This window comes from Sphingomonas paludis (assembly GCF_053502515.1).
In genome coordinates this window covers 502266-518903 of record NZ_CP187558.1, presented here as the reverse complement: position 1 = coordinate 518903, position 16638 = coordinate 502266, and the positions used below count along the sequence as shown (strand labels likewise).

The window sequence follows — 16638 nt, the reverse complement described above, 5'->3', positions numbered from 1 at the left end:
CCCTGCGGCTCCTTCGGCGTTCCGTGACGGGACATGCCATCGCACGTCCGCGACTCCGGCTCAAGCCGGGCGTCTTTCGCTTGCGTTCACCATGGCAGCGGGCCTAGATTCCCGCATTCGCCGCGTTGACGGCGACGGGCCTTTCTTGTTGCGGACCTGCCCATGATTATCGAATGTTCCGAATGCCATACCCGCTATCTGGTGCCCGATGCCGCCATCGGTGCCGAAGGGCGCACGGTGCGCTGCGCCAAGTGCCGGCATAGCTGGTTCCAGGCCTTGTCCATGCCGATCGCGCCGTCCGCCGCGGCCCCGGCCATTGCCGTGGCCAGCCCGGCCCAATCGGCCATCGCCGCGCCCGAAGCCGTCGCCCGGCCGGCCGATCGTCCGATCGACGCCTTTGCCCACCGGGCCCCCTTTCGCCCGCGGGTGAACCCGGCCCGGCGATGGACGGCGATGGCGGTCGGTGCGGGCGCGCTGATGGTCGCCGCGATCGTCGGCATCGTCTTCGTCGATACGCCGGGACTTGCGCGCCAGATGGGGCTGACCTTTGTCCAGGCGGAAACGCCGCTCGGGCTGGTCAGCGATCCCGTCGATCGCCGGGCACTGACCGGCGGCAGCGAATTGTTCGCGGTTTCCGGCCGCGTCACCAATCCGACGGGCACGATGCAGCGCGTGCCGGACATCCGGGTCGATCTGCGCGATGCCCAGGACCGGCTGGTCTATAGCTGGACGGTCGCCCCGCCTCAGCGCAGCATCGAACCGAACGGGGAAGTGCGGTTCAACACGGTGAAGCTGAACCTGCCCAGCAACGGCAAGCGGGTCGAACTCAGCTTTTCCGGCCCGATCTAGGCGCGCAGCCGCCGCGCCACGACCCATAGCCGGGCACCGTTCAGCAGTGCGGCGGCAAGCATGCCCATGCCCGATGCCAGCGCCAGGCCGTTGCCGCCCCATTCGCTGGCATAGAATGACCAGCCCAGCCCGCCCGTCACCACGAAATAGGCCAGGATCGAATTGATCCCCGCCACCACCTGATCGCCCAGCGACCGCAGGGCATAGACCAGGACGACCTGGATGCCGTCGAACAGGATGAACGGGGCCCACAGCGCCAGCATGGCCGCCGCGGCGCGCTCGGTTGCCGCCTCCGCCGGAAACAGCGCCGCAACCTGGCCGGGGGCGACGATCATCGGCAGCGCCAGCAGCCCGGTAGTCGCCGCCGCCAGACCTGCGGCGATCATCGTGCGGGGGATGGCTGCTGCCGCCATGCCTGCACCGACCGCATTGCCCGCCCGCACACCGGCGGCGGACCCAAGGCCGATGGCAAAGGCAAAGGTCAGGTTGTGCGCCGAAAACACGATCTGGAACCCGTGCGCCACTTGATCGCCCAGCCGGGTCGACAGGGCGATCAGCACGGAAAACCCGGCCAGTTCAAGCGCGGATGCCAAGGCAGGCATCGACCCGAACCGCAGCAGCGCCGCCACCTCGTCCCACCGGATCGCCCATTGCCCGCCCGCCAGCCCGCGCTCGGCGGAATCGTGCATCCGCCATGCCGCGATCAGCATCGCTGCGGCACCGATTGCGGATGCGGTTGCCGTTGCCGCCGCCGCCCCGGCCGCGCCCCATGCGGGCAGGCCCAGATGCCCGCCGGACAAGGCCCAGGCCAGCACGCCGTTCAGCGGCAGGATGGCCAGATTGATGATCATGGCGATGCGCGGCCGGCTGATTCCTTCGAAAAAGAAGCTGCAGGCAAGGATGACGAGCTGAAACGGCGTCGCCAGCGCCATCACCTGCACCACCCGCGCGGCGGCCGGCAAGATGCCGGGATCGACGCCGATCGCCGACAGGATGGGCGCGGCAAACAGCGCGAGGATGGTGGTGAGGACCGCCGCCAGGCCCGTTGCGGCAATCAGTCCATGGCGCAGGGTTCGTCCCGTCGACGCCCTGTCTCCCGCGCCGTCGGCCCGCGCGGCATGGACCAGGATGCCCGACAGCCACCCCACCGCCATGACGATGCTGACATAGGTGACCGCCCGGCTCGCCCCCAGCGCGGCGGCCTCGTCCGTCCCGGTCATCCCCACCACCACCACATCGGTGACGTGCAGGATCGTCCAGTTCAGGCTGGTCAGCACGACCGGCCAGGCCAGCGCGATCAGCCGGCCCGTCTCCGATCGGATCGAGGTTGATGGAGGATGCATGACCGGGCGGCCATACGCTGCCGCCCGGTCATGCAGAAGCGTCAATTCAGGCGGCGACCGCTTCGCTCAGCGTCGGATAGTCGGTATATCCCTCGGCCCCGCGCGCATACCATGTCGCCATATTATCGGGCGCCAGTTCGGCCCCGGTCCGCAACCGTTCGACCAGATCGGGATTGGAAATGAACGGACGGCCGAATGCGATGCCGTCGGCGCGCCCGCTTTCCACTTCGGGTGCCGAATTATCGGCGCGGTAATCCTGGTTCAGGATCAACGGGCGCGTGAACACGCGGCGGATGGCAGGCGATACCTTTGGCTGGTCGGTCTGGCCGAACGTCCCCTCCGGTCCCACTTCGCGCAGTTCAAGGAACGCGATCCGCTGATCGTTCAGCCACTGGGCGGCGGGCACGAACACCGATTCGGGATCGCTGTCGATCACCCCTTGCGTGTCGCCATTGGGGCTGAACCGCACCGCGACCCGGTCGGCGCCGACCGCCGCGATCAGCCGCTCGACCGATTCGCGCAGCAGGCGGGTGCGGTTTTCAACGCTGCCGCCATAATCGTCGTCGCGGTGGTTGGTGCCGTCGCGCATGAACTGGTCGATCAGATAGCCGTTGGCGGCATGGAGCTGGACGCCGTCGAACCCGGCTTCGCGCGCATTGCGCGCGGCACGCTCATAATCGTCGAGCACCCGGGCGATGTCGTCCAGCGTCGCGGCCCGCGCCTGGCCATAGGGGCGCTTGGCCGTCTCGCTTTCCTTCAGGCTGTCATAGGTGCGCACCGCCCCCGGCGCGGTCGTGGCCGAGGACGACAGCGGTGCAACGCCGCCCAGGAAATCGGGATGGACCAGCCGGCCCATATGCCACAGCTGGGCAAAGATGCGCCCGCCTGCCTGATGCACCTGTTCGATCACGGGCTTCCACCCTTCGACCTGTTCGTCTGTCCACAGCCCCGGCGCATAGGCCCAGCCCAGCCCCTCGCGGCTGATGCCGGTCGCTTCGCTGATCAACAGGCCGGCGGTTGCGCGCTGGGCATAATATTCGCCCATGATCGGTGTCGGCACATGCGCCTCGGTGGCGCGGCCACGGGTCAGCGGGGCCATCAGGATGCGGTTGGGCGCAGTCACCGCGCCAAGCTGGATGGGGTCGAACAGGCTGGGCATTGGAAACCTCCCGAAAAAATCATTGCGTTGCGGCAAAGATAGGGGTGAAGCGGGCCGATGCACCCCCGCGCCCCTGCCGAAAGCGTTTCAGGCCCGAAAGAAGAAATTGGCGGCACGCCGGCATCGCTGGGTGCGGGGCCGTTGCTGGCGCTGGTCGCATCGAACATCCTTCTTGCCTTCGGCCCCTTGTTCGTGCGGCTGGCCGATACCGGCCCGGTCGCCTCCGCCTTCTGGCGGATCAGCCTGGCGGTGCCCATCCTGTTCGCGCTGGCGGCATGGCGGGGCCAGAAATGGGCGGGCGAACTGCCCCGGCTCTGGCCGATCCTGCTCTTGTCCGGGATCGCCTTCGCCGCCGATCTGGCGTCCTGGCATCTGGGGATCCTGAAGACGTTCATGGCCAACGCCACGCTGTTCGGCAATTCGACGACGCTGTTCTTTCCCGTCTGGGGATTTCTGGTCATGCGCGCCTGGCCCAGCCGCGCACAGGCCGGGGCTTTGGCCATGGCGATGGTGGGGGCCGGATTGTTGCTCGGCCGGTCGGCGCAGCTGAGCGCGGACAACATCCTCGGCGACCTGCTCTGTCTGCTCGCCGGGCTGCTCTACACGGTCTATTTCATCCTGATGGCCCGGGTGCGCGAGCGGCTGGACGCGGTGCCCGCGCTTGCCCTGTCCAGCCTGATGAGCGCAGCACCGCTGCTTGTCTTTGCGCTGATGCTGGGCGAGCGGATCTGGCCGGGCGACTGGACGCCGCTGATCGCGCTGGCGCTGTGCAGCCAGGTGCTGGGGCAAAGTCTGATCATCTATGCGCTGCACCATGTCTCGCCGCTGGTCGTCGGCATCGCCCTGCTGACTCAGCCGGTGGTGGCGGGTGCGACCGGATGGTTGCTGTTTGGCGAGCGGCTGGGGCTGCTCGACCTGATCGGTGCGCTGCTGGTCGCGGCGGCGCTGGTGCTCGTCCGGCGCGGCCCGGCGCTTGCGAAGTAGCACCGCACATCTAGATTAGGGCCAAGGAGACTGAACATGGCCGACCTGTCCGACGCGACCCTGGACGAACTGCGCGAGGCGCTGGCCGCGGAATTGCCTGCCCAGGCGGCGTTCGACGGGTGGAAACCGGCGGCGGTCGATGCGGCGGCCGATGCGCTCGGCGTCGACCGCGATGTGGCCAGGCTGGCGTTTCCGGGCGGCGCGGTCGACATGATCGATGCCTGGTTCGCATCGGTGGACCGGGAAATGGAGGCGCGGCTGCCGACGGAACAGCTGTCCAACCTGAAGATCCGCGACCGGATCACCCGCCTGATCGAGACGCGGCTGGAAATCGTCGCCCCGGACCGCGAGGCGCTGCGCCGGGCGCTGGCCATATTGGCCATGCCGCAAAACGCCCCCACCGGGGTGAAGCTCGGCTGGCGGTCGGCCGACCTGATGTGGCGCATGGCCGGCGATACCGCCACCGATTTCAACCATTATACCAAGCGGATGACGTTGGGCATTGTCTATGCCAGCACGATCGCCGTGTTTTTGGACGACGAAAGCGAGGATTTCGCCGACACGCGCGCCTTTCTGGGCCGGCGGATCGACAATGTGATGCAGTTCGAAAAGGTGAAGGCCAAATGGCGTGGGGCGGGCGGCGAACGCCCAAGCCTGACCCGCTTCATCGGCCGTCTGCGCTATCCCGCAATCTAATTGATAATCAGTCGCAGCAACGCTAAGGCGGGCGGGTGATGTCATCTCATTCGCTTGCCCAACTCGGTCCGCGCGCTCGTGCGACGGTGTCCGCCATCGACTGGCATCGCCTGTCCGAGCCGGAAGCCCGCCGCCTGCGCGAACTGGGCATGGACGAGGGGGTAGAGGTGGAGATGGTGCGCCGGGGCGGCATCCTGGGCGGGCCGCTGGCCTGCCGGATCGGGCGGATGACGGTCGCATTGCGCCGACATGTCGCGCTCGCCGTGACGGTCGAGCCTGCCGCATGAGCGCCATTCCGATGATCGCGGTGGTCGGCAACCCCAATGCCGGCAAGACGGCGCTGTTCAACGCGCTCACCGGCGCGCGGCAAAAGGTGGGCAATTATCCCGGCGTCACGGTGGAGCGCCATTCGGGCCGCATCGCGCTGGCCGATGGCCGTCCGGCGGAGCTGGTCGACCTGCCCGGCACCTACAGCCTCAATCCCGCCAGCCCGGACGAGGCGGTGACCCGGGACGTTGTGATGGGCCGCTTTGCCGGGGAGCGGCGGCCGGATGCGATCCTGGTCGTGGTCGATGCGGGCAATCTCGACAATCACCTTCGCTTCGCCTTGCAACTGATCGCGCTCGGCCTGCCCGTGGTGGTCGCGCTGAACATGGTCGATCTGGCCGAACGCGACGGGCTGACCCTTGATCCTGCCCGGCTGTCCGCTGACCTGGGCGTGCCCGTGGTGCCGACCGTGGCGGTGCGGCGGCGCGGCCTCGACGACCTGCGCGAACAATTGGCAGAGGCCCTTCGGACAAGGGCCGTCGCGCCGCCGCCGACGACGATCCCGGACTTTGCCGAGGTACAGCGCCGCGCCCGCGCCATCGCCCGTTCAGCGACGGTCAGCGAAACGGCCACGCGCCGCTGGACCCACCGCATCGATGCGGTCGCGCTGCATCCCGTGTTCGGCCTGGCGCTTCTGCTCGGTTTGTTGTTCGTCATGTTCCAGGCGGTGTTCGCCTGGTCCGAAGCGCCGATCGGCTGGATCGAGGGCGGCATGGCGGCACTTGGCAAGGCGGTGGGCGGCGTGCTGCCCGAAGGATTCGTCCGCAGCCTGGTCGTCGACGGCATCATTGCCGGCGTCGGCGCGGTGATCGTGTTCCTGCCGCAGATCCTGATCCTCTTCGCCTTCATCCTGGTGCTGGAGGCATCGGGGTACATGACCCGCGCGGCGTTCATGATGGACCGGCTGCTCGCCGGGGTCGGGCTGTCCGGCCGGGCGTTCATTCCGCTTCTTTCCTCCTTTGCCTGCGCCATCCCGGGCATGATGGCCACGCGGACGATCGCGGATGAAAAGGAACGGCTGTCGACCATCCTGATCGCTCCCTTGATGACCTGTTCGGCGCGGCTGCCCGTCTATACCATTATCATCGGCGCGTTCATCCCGGCGCGGGCGGTGCTGCCCGGCGTGGGGCTTCAGGGGCTGGTGCTGTTCATCCTCTATATCGTCGGGATCATCGGCGCGCTGGTCGCGTCGCTTTTGTTGCGGCGGACGGTGACGAAGGGAGCTTCGTCCGGCTTCATGATGGAACTGCCGCGATACCAGATGCCGAACCTCACCGACCTTGCCCTCGGGCTGTGGCAGCGGGCGAGCGCGTTCCTGAAGCGTGCGGGCACGATCATCCTGGTAACCACGGTGATCCTGTGGGCGCTGCTCACCTTTCCCCAGGCACCGGCGGGGCAGGCGCAGGTCGAATACAGCTATGCCGGGCGGATCGGCGCGGCGGTGGAAACGGTGGTCGCACCGATCGGGTTCAACCGCGACATCGCGCTGGCACTGCTCCCTGCCATGGCCGCGCGCGAAGTGGCGGTGGCGGCGATCGGCACCGTCTATGCCGTCGAGGATTCGGAAAGCGCGGGCGGACAGGCAACGATCCGCGAAAACCTGCGCACCCGGTGGAGCCTGCCGACCGCGCTCGCCTTTCTCGCCTGGTTCGTGTTCGCGCCGCAATGCATCTCGACCATCGCTGTCGCCCGGCGCGAGACGAACAGTTGGAAATGGCCCTTGTTCATGGTTGGCTATCTGTTCCTGCTGGCCTATGCCTCGGCCGGTATCGTTTATTGGGGCGCGGTCGCCCTGGGGCTTTAGGGACAGAACATGGCAGGCAGCGTCAACAAGGTCATTCTGGTCGGCAATCTGGGGCGGGACCCGGAAGTGCGCAGCTTTTCCAACGGCGGCAAGGTGGTGGAACTGCGCATCGCCACGTCGGAAAGCTGGAAGGATCGCCAGACCGGCGAGCGCAAGGAAAAGACCGAGTGGCACACGGTCAAGATCTTCAACGACGGGCTGGCCGGGGTTGCCGAGCGCTTTCTGAAAAAGGGCAGCAAGGTCTATATCGAGGGCGCACTGACCACCCGCAAATGGCAGGATCAGCAGGGCCAGGACCGCTATTCGACCGAAGTCGTGCTGCAGGGGCTGAACGGCAACCTGACGATGCTTGACGGCGCACCCGGCGGCGGTGGCGGCATGGGCGGCGGCGGTTCGCGCGGCGGCGGCGGCGACTGGGATCAGGGCGGCGGCAACGAATTCGCCGGTCAATCCTCGCGTGGCGGCGGCAATGGCGCTGGCCGGGGCTTCAACGATCATGGCGGCGGCTCGGGCGGCGGTGGCGGCTTCCCCGACGATCTGGACGACGACGTTCCGTTCTGAAACCGGTCCGGCATCCGAGCGACCGGGTCAGCCGGACCGCTTGGAACGCCATAGCTGGTACAGCTCGACCAACGGCACGACGATCAGGGTGACGGCCATCGCGACGATCCCCAGCCGAGCCGCCAGGTTCAGCGCATCCTGCGATGCGGTCAGCCCCATATTTCCCGGGGTGGCAACGATGCGCAGCCACTCGCCGCTGGCGGCACCCGCCGCGGCATAGCTGGACAATGTCCAAAGCGCGCCGCCAGTGAACAGGCCAAGGGCGAGGCCACGCCAGCGGGAGGCCGGGGCCAGCCATTGCAGCGCGATCAGTGCCGCCTGGAGTCCGGCCAGGACCAGCACCGGCCAGCGGTAACCGGTCAAATCGAAGGCTGCCTCGATCCGCATCGGTGCGGTGGCCGTCATCGGCATGGCCACCACCCCCATCCACCACAGGATGAAGGCCAGGATCAGGGCGAGCTGGATCAGCGCATTGGCCGTCCCGAGCCTAATCTTGGAAAGGACGGGAAGGTGTTCGGGTCGCCAGCGGCGCAGATGGTCCGCCGGAAACCCCAGCCGGTCGAGAATCCAGAACAGGACCACTGTTACGCCGATGGCAGTCAGCACGCCCTGAAATCCCTGGGCTGCGATATTCAGCAGCCTGTCGGCCGGGTGGGCGCCACCGAGCAGGATCACTCCGGCAAAGCCGACCAGGGCGAGCATCGCGGCGACCAGCAGGATGATCCGCAGGGTGAAGTGGAAAAAGGGATAGGTTTCAGCACCCAACAGCTGCTGTCGATCGCGGTATCGCCACGCGACCAGCAGCGGATGGCCATGGCTGCGCAACAGATCGGCAATCTCGTCCCCATCCAGCGGACGGCCAAGGGCCAGTTGACGGGCGTCGATCCGGTCCCGCAATTCGGCATCGAGTTCGGCGGCGATATCGTCGGAACGCCGGGCAGGCAGGTTGCCCCGAACGGCGTCCAGATAACGGTCGATCATGTCCATCATGATGCCCTTTCGTCCAGCAGGTTGATTGAACCGGAAATGGTGCGCCATTCGCCGAGCAGGCGGGCAAGCATGGCCTCACCGGCATCGGACAGGCGATAAAAGCGCTTCTGGCGGCGATCTTCCTCGCGCCATTCGCTGACCAGCAGGCCCTGAACCTCCAGCCGCCGGAGCAGGGGATAGAGGGCACCTTCCTCGATCGGCAGGCCGGCATCGTCGAGTGTCTGGCGCAGGGTATAGCCATAGCGTTCACGGCGGAGCGCGATCAGCACCGCCAGCACCAGCGTTCCCCGCCGCTGCTCGATCCGAAGCTTGTCGAACAGGTCGTCCTCTATCGACATTTCGCAGCCCTGCACTATGTGTGTCACACACTGTATGACACACACTACTGTGCGACGCAAGGGTTGATCGATTTGGCCGCTTGGCCGCTGATGACGGTCTTAGGCGACGTTAGAGGGTTGAGATATCCGCGATGCCGAACCGGCCCGCCTGATAATCGCGATAGGCGGCGTGGATTTCCTCGGCGCTGTTCATCACGAACGGGCCGTGCGCGACCACCGGTTCGTCGATCGGATCGGCGTGACACAGGAGGAAGGTGGCGCCGGATGCCGAGGCAATCGTCAGTCGGTCGCCTGGCCCGAACCGCGCCAGATGATGTTCCGGCAATGCCCGCCCGCCAATGTCCAACGCGCCCCGCACGGCATAGACGAACACATCGCGCCCGCTCAGGCCGTCCAGTGAAAGCGATGCGCCCGCATTCAGTGTGCCGAAGCTGGCGAATACGCCAGTCAGCGATTCGACGGGCCCCATCGCACCGCCGAAACCGCCCGCCACCATATGCAGCCGCGCGCCGTCGCGGGTGACGACAGGGATCGCCCCGGCGCTGGCCCCCACATAGCGCGGCTCCGTCATCTTCTGCCGCGCGGGCAGGTTGATCCACAGCTGCAGGATTTCCATCCCGCCGCCGTCGCGCTTGAACGCAGCGGGGCTGACCTCTGCATGGACGATGCCGCGCCCGGCCGTCATCCACTGGATGCCGCCTGCGCCGACGATGCTTTCATGCCCCGCCGAATCGGTATGGGCCAGCGACCCGTCCAGCACGAACGTCACCGTTTCGAACCCGCGATGCGGGTGCGGGCCAAAGGGCAGGCCCTGATTGCCGGGCGGATAGGTCTGCGGCCCGTGATGGTTCAGGAACAAGAAGGCGCCGATCCGGTCCAACCCAGGCCCAGGCACCGGCCGACGAGTGATCAGGTCACCGATATCGTCGCGGTGGGCCGGATGGGCCGCAATCAGCGCGATGTCCGTCATCGATCAGAACGCGCGGGCGACCGCGAACTCTACGGCTTCGACCATCGCGTCCTTGGCCTTGCCATTGGCAAAGCCGCCCAGCGCGTCGATCGCCCGCTGGCCGTAATGGCGGGCACGAGCCAGGGTGTCGTCGACGCTGCGGCTCGCCTGAACCAGGCGAACCGCTTCGGCGAAATCCTCGTCCGACGCGCGTCGTCCGGCGATGGCGTCGGCCCAGAAGCGCCGCGCCGCTTCATCACCGCGCGCATAGGCCAGAATGACCGGCAGGGTCATCTTGCCTTCCCGGAAATCGTCGCCCGCATCCTTGCCCATGGTGCCGGCGTCCGACGTGTAATCGATCGCGTCATCGACCAGCTGGAATGCGATACCCAGGTTGCGGCCATAGGCGTCCAAAGCTGCCTCTTCCGATTCGGGTCGTTCGGCGACGACGGCGGCGATCCGGCAGGCAGCGGCAAACAGCGCGGCGGTCTTGGCGCCGATGATGTCGAGATAGCGATCCTCGCCCAACGTGATTTGGCGCGTGGCGGTCAACTGGTTAACCTCGCCCTCGGCGATGACGGCACTGGCGTTGGACAGGATCTTCAGCACCTTCAGGCTGCCATCTTCGACCATCAGTTCGAACGAACGCGAAAACAGGAAATCCCCCACCAGCACGCTGGCCGGATTGCCCCAGATGATGTTGGCGGTCCGCTTGCCGCGGCGCAGGTCCGACCCGTCGACCACATCGTCGTGCAGCAGCGTCGCGGTGTGGATGAACTCCACTGCCGCCGCCAGCCGGTGGTGGCGCGTGCCGCCATAATCCAGCAGCCTGGCGCTGGCGAGCGTCAGCATCGGCCGCATCCGCTTGCCCCCGCCCGCGATCAGGTGTCCGGCCAGTTCCGGGATCAGCGGAATTTCCGACTGCATCCGGTCCAGAATGACCTGGTTCACCGAATGCATGTCGGCCGCGACGAGCGCGATCATGGGATTGAGCGAGGGCTCGGCCCCGGCGCGCAGGCGGTGGATCGTCGCGGTCATCGAAACGGGATGTGGCGGCTTGCCCTGCCAAAGGCAAGGCTTAGGACTTGCCAGCGCGCAACCGGGCCGTGAAAGCAGCGTTTATGGAATCGAACCGGGGGTTCAGGGGGGACGCCAAATGACGGACGCTACGCTCGCGCGCTATCGCCAGAGCATCGACAATATCGATGCGGCGCTGATCCATATGCTCGCCGAACGGTTCAAGATCACCCAGGCGGTCGGCCAGTACAAGGCGACGGCGGGACTGCCCCCCGCCGATCCGGGTCGGGAGGAGCGGCAGATCGAACGACTGCGCCAACTGGCCGATCAGGCGGGGCTGGACCCGGAATTTTCCGAAAAATTCTTGCGCTTCGTCATCGACGAGGTGATCCGCCACCATGAACGGTTCCAGGCGCAGTGACGCCGGCCGACGACTGGATCATCCTGTCGCCCGGCGACATCGATCTCGGCCGGTCGCCATTGCGGCGGGGCGTGGCAGAGCCGACCCATGTGCTGGGCGCGTTCAACCCGGCGCTCACCCGCCTTCCCTCCGGAAATCTGTTGCTGATGGTGCGCGTGGCAGAGGCGCTGACCGACCCGGTACGCGGTGACGCGGTGCGTTCGATCCGCTGGACTTCCGAAGGCTATCGGCTCGATGACTGGCCCGTCGGCGATGCCGACCTGTCGGATCCCAGGACCTTTGCGCTTGACCGGGAACCGCATCGTCCGTTCGCGCTGACCAGCCTGTCCTGGCTGTTGCCGGTGGAATTGTCCGCCGACGGGTCGCGCATCCTTAAGCTGCATTACGATCGCGCCGTGGTGCCGGAGGCGAGCCATTCGATCTATGGGTTGGAAGATCCGCGGATCGCCCGCATCGGCGACCGGTGGTTCATGACCAGCTGCTGCGTGTCCCCCGAACGGCACGGCACCGTGCTGCACTTGTCGGACAACGGGCTCGACTGGCGGCTGGCCGGGCTGGTGCTCGATCATCAGAACAAGGACATGGCGCTGTTCGAGGGGCGGGTTGACGGCCGCTACTGTGCGGTCACCCGGCCGCTGGGCAGCGGCTGGCTTGCTTATCCGCCCGAAAGCCCGTGGCTTGCCGGGCCGTCAATCAATCTGGCCGCGTCGCCCGATGCGCTGCACTGGAAACCCGACGACCGGCCCTTCATCCGGCCGCGCCGGGGCGTGGCGGGGGCGGCACGGATCGGGGGCGGCCCGCCGCCGGTACTGACGCGCGAAGGCTGGCTGATCCTGTGGCACGGGGTTCAATCCGACGGCGGGATCGGCACGTACCGCACCTATTGGGCGCTGGCCGAAGCGGGCGATCCGGGGCGGCTGATCCATGTCGCCGACGATGCGCCGCTCATCGAACCGGCGCCCGCCCTTACCCGGCCCCTGGCCAGCCGGCTTTACCTGCCCTCGCCGGTGGTGTTTTCCACCGGGATGGTCGATGGCGGCGACCATTGGCTGGTGGCCAGCGGAGAGGCCGATCTGGCCTGTCGCCTGACTCGGGTGCCGAAGGGCGCACAGGGGCTGCCGGAATAGGCCCCGGGCGGGCGATCAGCCCCGGCAATCCTCGATGACGCGCAGGAATTCCGGCCAGGCGGGCACGACCAGCACCTGCCCGCCACCCGTCACCACGAACCGCCCCCGGCTATATCCGATCGCGTCGAACACCCGGTCGCTGGCTGGCCGGACGAGCCCGGTCATGCCGGACTGGCCGGGCACTGGCGACAGCGCAACCGGCGCAGCGGTGGAACTGGTCTGGATTTGAGCAGAGGGGGTTGCAGGCAGGCGGAATGCCATCGTCACCTGGCCCGTCTCGCACCGAACACTGACCAGAGGCGCTGCGCTTGAGGGGCCAAAGGTCGCCACGCCCGGCTGCCAGCGCCAGTTGCCCGGCGTCACCGGCCAGTCGCGCCAGTCGCCGGCATAGGGGCCGGGCAGCGGTGCCGGCGCGGGCGCCGGTGCGGGAGCAGGGGCCGGCGGCGGCGCAGGCGCAGGGGCCGGCGGCTCGACGCGCGGCACACAGGCGGCAACGGACAGGCTGAGCGCGATCAGCGCGATACGGGGAAAACGGGCCATGCGCCCGCTTATGAGCGAAGCGCGCGGTTGCCTCAACCGGCGATCAGGCAGCGCGGGGCACGATCCGGTCGAGTTCCCCGTTCAGACGCCGCTTTGCCTCAAGCAGTTCGTAATCGAGCTGAAGGCCAAGGAAAAAGCCCTCGGACATGCGGAAATACCGGGCAAGGCGCAGATCGAGATCACCATCCATCGGGCGCTGACCGTCGATCAACGCCTGAATGACGCTGTCCACGACGCCGATCGCCTGACCCAAGGCGGCCGCATCCAGTCCCAGCGGTTCCATGAATTCCAGCCACAGCAATTCGCCGGCATGGCTGTTGTGCAGCCAGTCGGGGTTAGTGGTAGTCGGTGATCTCGACGCGCTCGGCATGTCCGTCCTTCCAGACGAAACATATACGCCATTGCATGTTAATTGAAATACTGTGCTGCCCAGCCCGGTCGCGGTCCAGCGCGTGAAGCCGATTGGACGGGGGGTTGCGAAGGTCGTCCATCGTCCGCGCGCGGTTGAGCAGCCTCAGCTTGTCGAGCGCGCGCTTCTGAATGTCAGGTGGGAGCTTCCGACTGCGTTCGCCAAGCCAGATGCGTTCGGTTTCCGGGTCGGCGAAGGAGCGGATCATGGGATTATCCTTTCTCCTGCGGCTTATCCCGTATCAACCCGCCATGTTACCGCCGTCATGTCGTAAGCGGGGCGGTTACGACATTTCGGACCGATCTACCGCTTACCACCCCACTTCCGCTGCGTTTTCCCGAACCGCGTCTTGCGCGTGCCCGGCTTGCCTTCGTTGCTCCGCCCCATGACGGGTGCCTTGCGCTCCCCTTCCGGCAGGCCCAGTTCCTCTGCCTCCAGCGACCGGATTTCGTCTCGGATGCGGCCGGCTTCCTCGAATTCCAGGTTCGCGGCGGCCTCGCGCATCTTCTTTTCCAGGTCCTGGATATAGGCGCGCAGATTGTGGCCGACCATATGGGGCCGATCCTCGATTCCCGTATCGACCGTCACCTGATCCTTGCTGGCGACATGAGCGATGATGTCGCCGATGTTGCGCTTGATCGTGGTGGGCGTGATGCCGTGCTCGGTATTGTAGGCGACCTGTTTCTCGCGCCGCCGGTTGGTTTCGTTGATCGCGCGTTCCATGCTGCCGGTCATCCGGTCGGCATAAAGGATCACGCGGCCCTCGACGTTCCGCGCGGCGCGGCCGATCGTCTGAATGAGCGAGGTTTCGGAGCGCAGGAACCCCTCCTTGTCCGCATCCAGGATCGCGACCAGCCCGCATTCGGGAATATCCAGTCCCTCGCGCAGCAGGTTGATGCCGACCAGCACGTCGTAAACGCCCAGCCGCAGGTCGCGGATCAGCTCGATGCGCTCCAGCGTCTCGACATCGCTGTGCATGTAGCGGACCTTCAGCCCCGCCTCGTGCATATATTCGGTCAGGTCTTCTGCCATTCGCTTGGTCAGCGTGGTGACGAGGGTGCGGTATCCCTTGGCTGCCGTCGCCTTGGCCTCGACGATCAGGTCCTGCACCTGCTCCTCGACCGGCTTGATCTCGACCGGCGGGTCGATGAGGCCGGTGGGGCGGATCACCTGTTCGACGAATACGCCGCCGGTCTGCTCCATCTCCCACGATCCCGGCGTGGCGGACACATAGGTGGTCTGCGGCCGCATCGCCTCCCATTCGTTGAAGCGAAGCGGGCGGTTGTCGATGGCGGAGGGCAGGCGGAACCCATATTCGGCCAGCGTCAGTTTGCGCCGGTGGTCGCCGCGCGACATGCCGTTGATCTGGCCGATCGTCTGGTGGCTTTCATCGACGAACAGCAGCGCGTTTTCCGGCAGATATTCGAACAGCGTCGGCGGCGGCTCGCCGGGCATCCGCCCGGTCAGGAACCGGCTGTAATTCTCGATCCCCGAACAGCTGCCGGTCGCCGCGATCATTTCCAGATCGAAGTTGGTCCGCTGTTCCAGCCGCTGCGCCTCCAGCAGCTTGCCTTCGATCTGCAGCTCCTTCAGCCGCTCGGCCAGTTCGAACTTGATCGCCTCCATCGCCTGTTTCAGCGTCGGGCCAGGCGTCACATAGTGCGAATTGGCATAGACGCGGATGCTGTTCAGGCTGGCGACCTTGGCCCCGGTAAGCGGGTCGAACTCGGTGATCTCCTCGATCTCGTCGCCGAAGAAGCTGACGCGCCAGGCCGTGTCCTCATAGTGGGAGGGGAACACCTCCAGAGTGTCGCCGCGCACCCGGAATGCGCCGCGGGCAAAGGCGGCGTCGTTGCGCTTGTACTGCAATGCGACCAGTTTGCGGATGATTTCCCGCTGATCGACCGTCTGACCTTTTTTCAGGTCGAAGATCATCGCCGAATAGGTCTCGACCGATCCGATGCCGTACAGGCAGGAAACGGAAGCGACGATGATCACGTCGTCGCGCTCCAGCAGCGACCGGGTCGCCGAATGGCGCATCCGGTCGATCGCCTCGTTGATGCTCGACTCCTTCTCGATATAGGTGTCGCTGCGGGGCACATAGGCCTCTGGCTGGTAATAATCGTAATAGCTGACGAAATATTCGACCGCGTTTTCGGGGAAAAAGCTCTTGAACTCGCCGTACAGCTGCGCCGCCAGGATCTTGTTCGGGGCGAGTACCAGGGCGGGGCGCTGCACCGCCTCGATCACCTTTGCCATGGTGAAGGTCTTGCCCGAACCGGTGACACCCAGCAGCACCTGATCCCGCTCGCCCGCATTCACCTGTTCGACCAGTTCGGCGATCGCGCCCGGCTGATCGCCGGACGGGGTATAGTCGGAGACGATGCGGAACGGCCGCCCGCCCTCGCTCTTTTCCGGCCGGGCCGGGCGATGGGGGATGAACGTGTCGCCGGTTTCGGGTTCGTCCAGCCGGGTGCGAATCTGAATTGCCATCGCCGCAATATGGGGAGACAGTCGGCCATCGGCAAAGGCTTGGGGGATCATCGATGCGAAGGGCGATTGCACTGTCGGCCATCCTGGCGCTGGCCGCATGCGGCGGCGAGGAGGCGACAACTCCGTCGGCGGAAAAGGACGGCGCCGAAGCCGCCGTGACCACAACCGCACCCGAAATCGACGCCAGCCTGACCCCCGGGCAATGGGAAACAACGGTCGAAATGACCGAGATCGAGATGCCGGGCATCGGCAAAATGACCGGCGGCCAGATGGGCGGCATGATGCAGTCGATGAAGACGACGGTGACCAACTGCGTCACCGAGGCACAGGCCCGCAATCCCGGGGGCGATCTGTTCACCGGTACCGACGGCCAATGCACCTATGAACGCTTCACGATGAAGGGCGGCAAGCTGGACGGCGTGGTCAATTGCACCACGGGCGAGGGCAAGATGCGGGCAGAGATGAGCGGCAGTTTCGCCGCCGACCGCTACACGCTGACCAATCGCGCGGAAGTGACTGGCATGACCCCGGATGGCCAGCCGGCCAAGATCACCTCCACAGTCAGCGGTCGCCGGATCGGCGAATGCACTGGGGATGCGGCCAAGGCGGGGTGACCCACCCGGCGCATCGG

19 protein-coding genes are annotated in these 16638 nt (G+C 66.5%); 9 read left to right on the top strand and 10 right to left on the bottom strand.

Annotated elements, in window-relative coordinates; genetic code table 11:
• Positions 1-162: 162 nt before the first annotated feature.
• Positions 163-849, top strand: a complete 687-nt coding sequence (locus tag ACPVPU_RS02445) for an MJ0042-type zinc finger domain-containing protein (protein ID WP_448659335.1) — start codon at positions 163-165, stop codon at positions 847-849.
• Here the strand turns inward: ACPVPU_RS02445 and ACPVPU_RS02440 are convergent.
• Positions 846-2192 (bottom strand): MATE family efflux transporter, encoded by a 1347-nt coding sequence (locus ACPVPU_RS02440; RefSeq protein ID WP_448659334.1) that lies wholly within the window; start codon positions 2190-2192, stop codon positions 846-848. The genes ACPVPU_RS02445 and ACPVPU_RS02440 overlap by 4 nt on opposite strands.
• A 46-nt stretch (positions 2193-2238) precedes the next feature.
• On the bottom strand, positions 2239-3351 hold the full coding sequence (locus ACPVPU_RS02435) for an alkene reductase (RefSeq protein ID WP_448659333.1): 1113 nt from the start codon (positions 3349-3351) through the stop codon (positions 2239-2241).
• Between the two features lie 57 nt (positions 3352-3408).
• On the opposite strand from ACPVPU_RS02435, the gene ACPVPU_RS02430 reads away from it, so the two are divergent.
• From ACPVPU_RS02430 to ssb, 5 genes are read left to right on the top strand one after another with little or no spacing between them, the layout of a single operon-like run.
• Positions 3409-4335, top strand: coding sequence for a DMT family transporter (locus tag ACPVPU_RS02430; RefSeq protein WP_448659332.1), 927 nt, complete (start codon positions 3409-3411; stop codon positions 4333-4335).
• A 36-nt stretch (positions 4336-4371) separates the two neighbouring features.
• Positions 4372-5031 (top strand): COQ9 family protein, encoded by a 660-nt coding sequence (locus ACPVPU_RS02425; protein ID WP_448659331.1) that lies wholly within the window; start codon positions 4372-4374, stop codon positions 5029-5031.
• A 38-nt stretch (positions 5032-5069) separates the two neighbouring features.
• Positions 5070-5318, top strand: a complete 249-nt coding sequence (locus ACPVPU_RS02420; RefSeq protein ID WP_448660587.1) for a FeoA family protein — start codon at positions 5070-5072, stop codon at positions 5316-5318.
• Positions 5315-7162, top strand: coding sequence for a ferrous iron transporter B (gene feoB / locus ACPVPU_RS02415; RefSeq protein ID WP_448659330.1), 1848 nt, complete (start codon positions 5315-5317; stop codon positions 7160-7162). Before ACPVPU_RS02420 ends, feoB begins: the two co-directional genes overlap by 4 nt.
• 9 nt (positions 7163-7171) lie before the next feature.
• Positions 7172-7723: a single-stranded DNA-binding protein gene (gene ssb / locus ACPVPU_RS02410; protein ID WP_448659329.1), complete on the top strand. Its 552-nt coding sequence runs from the start codon at positions 7172-7174 to the stop codon at positions 7721-7723.
• Positions 7724-7750: 27 nt separating this feature from the next.
• Here the strand turns inward: ssb and ACPVPU_RS02405 are convergent, their stop codons facing one another.
• The 4 genes from ACPVPU_RS02405 to ACPVPU_RS02390 all read right to left on the bottom strand — a co-directional run bounded on the left by ACPVPU_RS02405 (position 7751) and on the right by ACPVPU_RS02390 (position 11038).
• A complete protein-coding gene (locus ACPVPU_RS02405) occupies positions 7751-8713 on the bottom strand; it encodes a hypothetical protein (RefSeq protein WP_448659328.1) in 963 nt (320 codons plus the stop codon).
• Positions 8710-9051 (bottom strand): PadR family transcriptional regulator, encoded by a 342-nt coding sequence (locus tag ACPVPU_RS02400; RefSeq protein WP_448659327.1) that lies wholly within the window; start codon positions 9049-9051, stop codon positions 8710-8712. Before ACPVPU_RS02400 ends, ACPVPU_RS02405 begins: the two co-directional genes overlap by 4 nt.
• A 109-nt stretch (positions 9052-9160) precedes the next feature.
• On the bottom strand, positions 9161-10021 hold the full coding sequence (locus ACPVPU_RS02395; protein ID WP_448659326.1) for a pirin family protein: 861 nt from the start codon (positions 10019-10021) through the stop codon (positions 9161-9163).
• 3 nt (positions 10022-10024) lie between these two features.
• Positions 10025-11038 carry a polyprenyl synthetase family protein gene (locus ACPVPU_RS02390; protein WP_448659325.1) on the bottom strand — a complete coding sequence of 338 codons (1014 nt, stop codon included), beginning with the start codon at positions 11036-11038 and terminating at the stop codon, positions 10025-10027.
• A gap of 118 nt (positions 11039-11156) precedes the next feature.
• On the opposite strand from ACPVPU_RS02390, the gene ACPVPU_RS02385 reads away from it, so the two are divergent.
• On the top strand, positions 11157-11438 hold the full coding sequence (locus tag ACPVPU_RS02385; RefSeq protein ID WP_448659324.1) for a chorismate mutase: 282 nt from the start codon (positions 11157-11159) through the stop codon (positions 11436-11438).
• Positions 11435-12565, top strand: a complete 1131-nt coding sequence (locus ACPVPU_RS02380; protein WP_448659323.1) for a glycoside hydrolase family 130 protein — start codon at positions 11435-11437, stop codon at positions 12563-12565. The genes ACPVPU_RS02385 and ACPVPU_RS02380 overlap by 4 nt, the downstream gene beginning before the upstream one ends.
• A 15-nt stretch (positions 12566-12580) precedes the next feature.
• On the opposite strand, the gene ACPVPU_RS02375 is transcribed toward ACPVPU_RS02380, so the two are convergent.
• The 4 genes from ACPVPU_RS02375 to uvrB form a co-directional block, all read right to left on the bottom strand.
• On the bottom strand, positions 12581-13105 hold the full coding sequence (locus ACPVPU_RS02375; protein ID WP_448659322.1) for a hypothetical protein: 525 nt from the start codon (positions 13103-13105) through the stop codon (positions 12581-12583).
• 43 nt (positions 13106-13148) lie between these two features.
• Positions 13149-13475, bottom strand: coding sequence for a HigA family addiction module antitoxin (locus ACPVPU_RS02370; RefSeq protein ID WP_448659321.1), 327 nt, complete (start codon positions 13473-13475; stop codon positions 13149-13151).
• On the bottom strand, positions 13441-13722 hold the full coding sequence (locus ACPVPU_RS02365; protein ID WP_448659320.1) for a type II toxin-antitoxin system RelE/ParE family toxin: 282 nt from the start codon (positions 13720-13722) through the stop codon (positions 13441-13443). Before ACPVPU_RS02365 ends, ACPVPU_RS02370 begins: the two co-directional genes overlap by 35 nt.
• Positions 13723-13817: 95 nt before the next feature.
• On the bottom strand, positions 13818-16007 hold the full coding sequence (gene uvrB / locus ACPVPU_RS02360; RefSeq protein ID WP_448659319.1) for an excinuclease ABC subunit UvrB: 2190 nt from the start codon (positions 16005-16007) through the stop codon (positions 13818-13820).
• A 53-nt stretch (positions 16008-16060) separates the two neighbouring features.
• On the opposite strand from uvrB, the gene ACPVPU_RS02355 reads away from it, so the two are divergent.
• Positions 16061-16621 (top strand): DUF3617 domain-containing protein, encoded by a 561-nt coding sequence (locus ACPVPU_RS02355; protein ID WP_448659318.1) that lies wholly within the window; start codon positions 16061-16063, stop codon positions 16619-16621.
• Positions 16622-16638: the final 17 nt, after the last annotated feature.

Bases quoted from the DNA above. Each gene is read 5' to 3' on its own strand.
- ACPVPU_RS02375 (WP_448659322.1), bottom strand. From the start codon at position 13,105: ATGGCCCGTTTTCCCCGTATCGCGCTGATCGCGCTCAGCCTGTCCGTT.
- ACPVPU_RS02435 (WP_448659333.1), bottom strand. From the start codon at position 3,351: ATGCCCAGCCTGTTCGACCCCATCCAGCTTGGCGCGGTGACTGCGCCC.
- ACPVPU_RS02355 (WP_448659318.1), top strand. From the start codon at position 16,061: ATGCGAAGGGCGATTGCACTGTCGGCCATCCTGGCGCTGGCCGCATGC.
- ACPVPU_RS02405 (WP_448659328.1), bottom strand. From the start codon at position 8,713: ATGATGGACATGATCGACCGTTATCTGGACGCCGTTCGGGGCAACCTG.
- ACPVPU_RS02370 (WP_448659321.1), bottom strand. From the start codon at position 13,475: ATGCCGAGCGCGTCGAGATCACCGACTACCACTAACCCCGACTGGCTG.
- ssb (WP_448659329.1), top strand. From the start codon at position 7,172: ATGGCAGGCAGCGTCAACAAGGTCATTCTGGTCGGCAATCTGGGGCGG.
- ACPVPU_RS02445 (WP_448659335.1), top strand. From the start codon at position 163: ATGATTATCGAATGTTCCGAATGCCATACCCGCTATCTGGTGCCCGAT.
- ACPVPU_RS02395 (WP_448659326.1), bottom strand. From the start codon at position 10,021: ATGACGGACATCGCGCTGATTGCGGCCCATCCGGCCCACCGCGACGAT.
- ACPVPU_RS02440 (WP_448659334.1), bottom strand. From the start codon at position 2,192: ATGCATCCTCCATCAACCTCGATCCGATCGGAGACGGGCCGGCTGATC.
- ACPVPU_RS02425 (WP_448659331.1), top strand. From the start codon at position 4,372: ATGGCCGACCTGTCCGACGCGACCCTGGACGAACTGCGCGAGGCGCTG.
- ACPVPU_RS02385 (WP_448659324.1), top strand. From the start codon at position 11,157: ATGACGGACGCTACGCTCGCGCGCTATCGCCAGAGCATCGACAATATC.
- ACPVPU_RS02365 (WP_448659320.1), bottom strand. From the start codon at position 13,722: ATGATCCGCTCCTTCGCCGACCCGGAAACCGAACGCATCTGGCTTGGC.
- ACPVPU_RS02430 (WP_448659332.1), top strand. From the start codon at position 3,409: ATGCACCCCCGCGCCCCTGCCGAAAGCGTTTCAGGCCCGAAAGAAGAA.
- ACPVPU_RS02390 (WP_448659325.1), bottom strand. From the start codon at position 11,038: ATGACCGCGACGATCCACCGCCTGCGCGCCGGGGCCGAGCCCTCGCTC.
- ACPVPU_RS02400 (WP_448659327.1), bottom strand. From the start codon at position 9,051: ATGTCGATAGAGGACGACCTGTTCGACAAGCTTCGGATCGAGCAGCGG.
- feoB (WP_448659330.1), top strand. From the start codon at position 5,315: ATGAGCGCCATTCCGATGATCGCGGTGGTCGGCAACCCCAATGCCGGC.
- ACPVPU_RS02420 (WP_448660587.1), top strand. From the start codon at position 5,070: ATGTCATCTCATTCGCTTGCCCAACTCGGTCCGCGCGCTCGTGCGACG.
- uvrB (WP_448659319.1), bottom strand. From the start codon at position 16,007: ATGGCAATTCAGATTCGCACCCGGCTGGACGAACCCGAAACCGGCGAC.